Origin of the sequence: Mesorhizobium shonense (assembly GCF_040545255.1) — a bacterium.
In the GTDB taxonomy this organism is placed as follows: Bacteria; Pseudomonadota; Alphaproteobacteria; order Rhizobiales; family Rhizobiaceae; genus Mesorhizobium; species Mesorhizobium shonense.
The window spans coordinates 1-4,318 of the sequence record NZ_JBEPLM010000044.1; the positions used below are offsets into that span (position 1 = coordinate 1).

At 62.4% G+C, this 4,318-nt stretch carries 3 protein-coding genes and 2 pseudogenes; 1 reads left to right on the forward strand and 4 read right to left on the reverse strand.

All coding sequences use genetic code 11. From position 1 onward, the window contains the following. Positions 1 to 159: 159 nt before the first annotated feature. Both tnpB and tnpA read right to left on the reverse strand, forming a co-directional pair. Positions 160 to 279: pseudogene (tnpB, locus tag ABID26_RS36865) on the reverse strand (IS66 family insertion sequence element accessory protein TnpB); the annotation flags it as partial. A 26-nt stretch (positions 280 to 305) separates the two neighbouring features. Continuing rightward, positions 306 to 719 (reverse strand): IS66-like element accessory protein TnpA, encoded by a 414-nt coding sequence (tnpA, locus tag ABID26_RS36870; protein WP_354418410.1) that lies wholly within the window; start codon positions 717 to 719, stop codon positions 306 to 308. A 1,139-nt stretch (positions 720 to 1,858) separates the two neighbouring features. On the opposite strand from tnpA, the gene ABID26_RS36875 reads away from it, so the two are divergent. Further along, complete coding sequence (locus ABID26_RS36875) at positions 1,859 to 2,356, forward strand: GNAT family N-acetyltransferase (protein ID WP_354418406.1); 498 nt, start codon at positions 1,859 to 1,861, stop codon at positions 2,354 to 2,356. 637 nt (positions 2,357 to 2,993) lie between these two features. On the opposite strand, the gene ABID26_RS36880 is transcribed toward ABID26_RS36875, so the two are convergent. Further along, positions 2,994 to 3,371 carry a transposase gene (locus ABID26_RS36880; RefSeq protein WP_354418408.1) on the reverse strand — a complete coding sequence of 126 codons (378 nt, stop codon included), beginning with the start codon at positions 3,369 to 3,371 and terminating at the stop codon, positions 2,994 to 2,996. Beyond that, positions 3,368 to 4,073 (reverse strand): annotated as a pseudogene (locus ABID26_RS36885) (IS256 family transposase). The gene ABID26_RS36880 and the pseudogene ABID26_RS36885 overlap by 4 nt, the downstream one beginning before the upstream one ends. Positions 4,074 to 4,318 lie beyond the last annotated feature (245 nt).

A 4,318-nucleotide genomic window follows, 5' to 3' on the forward strand; every position in this document is an offset into this window, starting at 1 on the left:
GCACCTCACGACTAAACCCCCGCCGTTCCTCCGTGTAGATGCACTTCAAATCCTTGCCGCGTCGGAACGGTGCGACCTGAAGCGTTCGTCCAAAAGGGGATGCCAAGGATATGCAATCGTAGCGCTCGAAGACTGTATGCAGAATGTCGCGTGTTGGGTTCGTTTCGCCCGGAAGACATAGACTGCGCCACTGAACGGATCGGCGGCCATCGTCTCGCGCACCAACGCAGCCAGCCCCTCCGCCCCCTTGCGGAAGTCCACCGGCTTTGTCGCCACCATGACCTTGACGGCGCCTGTCGGCCCGATCACGACATTGCCTTCAGCGCACGGATGACCGCCGCAACCGTTCTGGCGTCTGCGTCGCGGCCAACCCGCATGGCGATGCCGTCGATCTCAAGCTCGATCACGCCAGCATCTCGGGTCGTCTTCCGCTTCCGCGGCTGTGCTGGACGCTTCGGCGCGGGTTCCGGAGGCGGCGCCGTCACCACCGCCGGCACGAAGGCTGGGGATTGCTGCTGCACCGAAGCGGCCTGTTTGCGCGCTTCGCGTCGCCAGGCGAACACCTGCTGCGGCCTCAGACCATAACGCCGGGCAACTTCGGAAATGATTGCGTTCGGCTCCAGCGTCTCCGCGACGATCCGCGCCTTGTCGTCCAGCGACCAGTGACGCCGGCCGCCAGACTTGGCCGGAATTGCAGGTGCCTTAGCATCAGCAGAGATTCATCGTTCTGCGGAGCTGGGTGAGCGCCAGGCTCGCCTGAGTAGGGTTGTTGAATGTTTTGACGAGAAAATGCCGACGCAATCGTCAGGTGACGGAATGCCAATCCGGATGGTCCGATTGGTGCGTCTCGGGCAGCGGTGGATACGGCGGCAGAGCTATTGCGGCGTGGCTTTTATGTAGCCGCAGCATTTTATCCGACGGTGCCCGGCGACAAGGCTGCTTTGCGCGTATGCCTGACCGCGGACCATAGTCTGGAAGAGGTCACCCAGCTTTGTGCGTCAATCCGAGACATAGTGTCTAGTGCGTGTCCATAAAGGCCGGTTTTCTGGTGTTTGAAGAGTCGTCTGGCCGTGCAACCGGTGCTGCTTGGCAGCGCCTGATTGTACGATTGTGCCGATCGACGAGCGAGAGCATTTGCAGCGGCCATGCTGGCAGTATGGGCCAACGCACGAGGCGTGCCACTGAACGCGACCCGATGACTGGCGTCAGACCGGTTTGAGGCGGATGAAGAGTGATTGCAAGCCACCACTGAGGACCAGACATAGGTCTTGAAGTGGTCGAGGAAGCGATCCTCCGCCTCGGAAACATTCAATGAAGAGCGCTCACTTCCAGCCGGCTGGGCTCCGCCGCGAAACGGATGCCAGAATCAGACCCTGTTCTGATCTGGCGCAGGGCGTTCACGAACCGCATATTCCAAACTGGCTGCGTACACCAGGCAGGAGTTCATTTATGAAAATCCTATTGACTACGGTGGCTGTGGCCTTACCGGCAACCATCGGTTTGGCTGCGCAAGCGGTCCCCGAACACACCAGAGAAATGCCACGGGCTACCTTCAAGGTTGCCATCCGCCGCAGCAGTCGCCAACACCCGATCAGGTCGGAGAAGATCGCCCTGGGCAGGGCTATGTTCTTCGATTTCCGCGTCTCGGCGTCAGGTGTCTCCTCAGTATGGAATTGGGCCCGTGACCGCGCAAGAGAATCTCATCCAATCGTCGCGCAGGTCTCTCCCAGATCGCCACGATATATGCGCTCGTAACTGCCAAAAATTCGCAAAAGCAAAGCCCGCAGACTAAGACCGCTTTTTTGAACGTCTCCATACACGCTGCGTCGAGATTTAATCATCTTGGGGAGGAACAGAAATGAAGACCGAGCGCTTGGACCATCAGTCCCGCATCCGACGCGCAACAGCGGAGGAAGCGCCGGCGCTCATTGCACTTGCGCTTCGCTCAAAGGCCTCGAATGGTTACGACGAGGCCTTCTTGCGGGCGTGCGAGGCCATTTACGTTCTCAACTATACGGCGCAGACAATCGCGAACGGCGAGACCTGGGTCGCCGAGACCGCTGACGGCTGGCTGCATGGCTTCTTCGACTTGAGGCGATCGGACGACGGCGCAGAAGTCTGGGCTATGTTCGTCGAGCCGGAGCTCAAACGGTCTGGCGTCGGGCGGGCACTCTGGCGGCAGCTTGAGACCTGTGCGCGGAGCATGGGCGCCGAGCGGATAAGCCTCCTGGCCGACCCGTTCGCGGTGCCCTTCTACGCGGCGATGGGCATGGAGGTGGTCGGGACTGAGCCGGCGGACGCGATCTCGGGCCTCTTCGTGCCACGCATGACAAAGAGCCTGGCGATAACCCGTTGAGGGGCGTCCGCGTCGAAGCCGTTGCCGTCATTCTATCTGGGCCCGAGCCGTTAGGCGGTGGTCTATCGCAACCAATCGACGGTACGGAAGGCGACGCTGAACCAGGAGTCCGCCCGGCTTCAATGCGGGCTACGGAGCGGGCCGGCCTGCTGGGTTGCGACGCGACAGGTTACGGTCATCGACAACGATCTCGGTCGCTACGCGTCCTCTACGCCGGACTGGGCCGCCTTCCAGCGTCCTGTCGCGGAAGTGGGTCTCGGCCCATCGAAGTCTGACGGCTAGCCCGTTCGTGCCGGGACTGGCATCAGCGTCGAGACCGTCGAGCCATCAGCGAACTGAACCGACAACTGCTGACGTATATCCGGCTTCCTGATGACTGGACAACTTCTTCGCCGCGAGCCCGATGGATTTTCGTGCGCTTCCACTTTATCGGCCCCTAGACATTGGCCGAAGCCAAGCCTTCCACACACCAGGTTCGGGAAGCGACGGATTGACCGTTTCACGATCGCGTCTCAGGAAGTGGTGTAGCTGACGGCGTTGGTCGCCGCGCTCTCCGGCAGGAAGCCGGGCTGATCAGCGCGCCACGGCTGGCAGGCTGATGAGCGGATCATCGCTCATCTGGCTGATGGTTCCAGTGTCATGTAGCGGGCCCGCTGCACGGCCCATTCGTCATTCTGCTCATGCAGCAGCGCGCCGACGAGGCGGAGGATGGCATTGTCGTTCGGGAAGATGCCGACCACGTCTGGCGCTTGATCTCGCCGTTGAGACGCTCGATCGGATTCGTGCTGTGAAGCTTGGCCTGGTGCTGCTTCGGGAAGGTCATGTAGGCCAGCACGTCTGGCTCGGCCTCGTCGAGGATGGCGGCCAGCTTCGGCACCTTGGGCAGGATCTGGTCGGCAACGGCGCGCCACTGGGCACTGGTGGCTTCCGGCGTCTCCTGCGCGAAGGCGGTGGCGATGAAGGCCGAGACGACGCGGCGGCCGCTCTTGCCGGCGTGCGCCAGCATGTTCCTCATGAAGTGAACCTTATGCCGACGTCGGCATAATGGACGCGGCAGCGCTGCCAAGTGGCTGAGAGCACCTTGGTCACGGCGGCCTTCAGGCCCTCATGGGTATCGGAGACGACGAGCTTGACGCCGCGCAGGCCGCGCCGGGTGAGCTTGCGCAGGAACTCCGTCCAGATCGGCTCGGCCTCCGAGGTGCCGATCTCCATGCCCAGCACCTCGCGCCGGCCGTCGGTATTGACGCCGACGGCGATGATGACGGCGACCGACACGATGCGGCCGCCGCGGCGCACCTTGAGGTAAGTGGCATCGATCCACAAGTATGGCCAATCCCCCTCGATCGGCCGCTCGAGTCACCTTGCCGTCGATCTCTTCGCACAGCCGCGACACCTGGCTCTTGGAGATGCCGCTCATGCCCATCGCCTTGACCAGGTCGTCGACCGAGCGGGTCGAGACGCCTTGCACGTAGGCCTCCTGGATGACCGCCGTCAGCGCCTTCTCAGCCATGCGGCGAGGCTCCAGGAAAGAGGGAAAGTAGGAGCCCTTCCTCAGCTTCGGGATGCGCAGTTTGACCGTGCCGGCCCGCGTCTCCCAGCCCCTGTCGCGGTAGCCGTTGCGCTGGGCGGTCCGCAGCGCGCTCTTCTCGCCGTAGCCGGCGCCCGTCGCGGCACCCACCTCCAGTTCCATCAGCCGCTCGGCGACAAAGCCGATCATCTCGCGCAGGAGATCGGCATCGGAGGGTCTTCTCCACGAGCGCGCGCAGGTTCATCATGTCGTCGGTCATCGGTGGGTCCTTCGAACCAGGTTGGTGTCAGCAACCCGACCCTAACGGAAGAACATTGATGACCACCGCTGTGCCGCTCGCTCGCTTGTATGGGGCGATGATTGTCAAGCCTACGGTTGCTTCATTTCCTCTATCTCCTTGTTCGGCCGATTGGCGACCATCTCCTCGTCCCGAC

Coding starts and splice junctions, on each gene's coding strand:
- ABID26_RS36880 (WP_354418408.1), bottom strand. CDS start 3,371: ATGAGGAACATGCTGGCGCACGCCGGCAAGAGCGGCCGCCGCGTCGTC.
- ABID26_RS36875 (WP_354418406.1), top strand. CDS start 1,859: ATGAAGACCGAGCGCTTGGACCATCAGTCCCGCATCCGACGCGCAACA.